General features: G+C 40.5%; 1 tRNA gene and 1 rRNA gene. Both read right to left on the reverse strand.

Annotation, left to right across the window (positions count from 1 at the left end):
• Positions 1-1,182, reverse strand: a 23S ribosomal RNA gene (locus CDOM16189_RS07960); the annotation flags it as partial.
• Positions 1,183-1,746: 564 nt separating this feature from the next.
• Positions 1,747-1,823, reverse strand: a tRNA-Ile gene (locus CDOM16189_RS07965).
• Position 1,824 lies beyond the last annotated feature (1 nt).

The raw sequence follows: 1,824 nt of genomic DNA on the forward strand, positions 1-1,824 counted from the left end.
TCTAAAGCTTCGGTACTCATTTTAGCCCCGTTATATTTTCCGCGCAGAATCACTAGACCAGTGAGCTATTACGCTTTCTTTAAAGGATGGCTGCTTCTAAGCCAACCTCCTGGTTGTTTCAGTAACTCCACATCGTTTTCCACTTAAATGAGATTTAGGGACCTTAGCTGTTAGTCTGGGTTGTTCCCCTCTCGACGACGGATTTTATCACTCGCCGCCTGACTGCCATGATTACACACTAGGTATTCGGAGTTTGATAGGGTTTGGTACATTGGTGTATGCCCTAGCCCATTCAGTGCTCTACCCCCCAGTGTTACTACATGACGCTATACCTAAATATATTTCGGAGAGAACCAGCTATCACGATGTTTGATTGGCCTTTCACCCCTATCCACAAGTCATCCCATAGCTTTTCAACGCTAGCGGGTTCGGTCCTCCACTGGCTCTTACACCAGTTTCAACCTGCTCATGGATAGATCACATCGTTTCGGGTCTGCAACATCTGACTAAACGCCCTATTAAGACTCGCTTTCGCTACGGCTCCGGGTTTCCTTAACCTCGCCAGACATCACAACTCGCAGGCTCATTATGCAAAAGGCAGTCCATCACCCTGATAAATCATAGGGCTCTGAATGATTGTAAGCAAATGGTTTCAGGTTCTATTTCACTCTGATCACCTCAGTTCTTTTCACCTTTCCCTCACGGTACTTGTGCACTATCGGTCTAGTAGTAGTATTTAGGGTTGGATAGTGGTCTACCCGGCTTCAGACAGAATATCACGTGTTCCGCCCTACTCAGGATACTGCTAAGTAAAACATTGCTTTCATATACGGGAGTATCACCCTCTATGCTCAACCTTTCCAGATTGTTCTATTAGCTTTGTTTAGTCTATGTTGCAGTCCTACAACCCCGTTAGTAAACTAACGGTTTGCCCTCTTACGCGTTCGCTCGCCGCTACTAGCGTAATCTCGTTTGATTTCTTTTCCTGAGGGTACTAAGATGTTTCAATTCCCCTCGTTCGCTCCATTATGGTAACTGACATCGCTATCAGTTGGGTTGCCCCATTCGGAAATACCCGGATCAAAGCCCCTTGACGGCTCCCCGAGTCTTATCGCAGCCTGGCACGTCCTTCATCGCCTCTACTAGCCAAGGCATCCACCACTTGCTCTTAGTAGCTTACCTTTTATTATATTAGATTAATATATTCTAATTCGCATCACTTCCTTGTTAAAGGTAATTTATAAATTTAAAGCTTTATCTATTTATATTTATATTTATTTTAAGATAAATAATAAAAAGAGAAAAGTTAGTCAAATTTACTTTGTAAATTACTAAATTTAAAATCTAACCTCCAAGACGGAAAGCATTAACTGATATATAGATAAGTTTTAACTCTAGATATCTTGTGATGTTAAACTTCTGAATACTGATTATATTCAAGAGATAAGATATTTAAATCTTTAACAAGTCCTGTAAAATTGTTTTATTTAAAACTTGCTTGTGACTCTTAACAATGATAAATAAAAGAACATTTTAGACTTCACATACTAGCGAAGCTAGTATTTGCGACCAAAGAGCTACGCCCTTTGGAAACCCCTAAAGCACACTGCCTCTTTCGGAGGCACCGTAAGATAAGGATATTAATCAACTCAAAGTCTAAAGCAAATATTCGTTTTAGAATATTTGCTTTAAACTTTGATGTTTAAATCTTTTGTAGTTAAACTAATTTATTTATTTGCTAATTAATGGTGGGCCTAACAAGACTTGAACTTGTGACCTCACCCTTATCAGGGGTGCACTCTAACCAGCTGAGCTATAGGCCCT

The organism is Campylobacter sp. RM16189, assembly GCF_012978815.1.
Classification (GTDB): Bacteria; Campylobacterota; Campylobacteria; order Campylobacterales; family Campylobacteraceae; genus Campylobacter_A.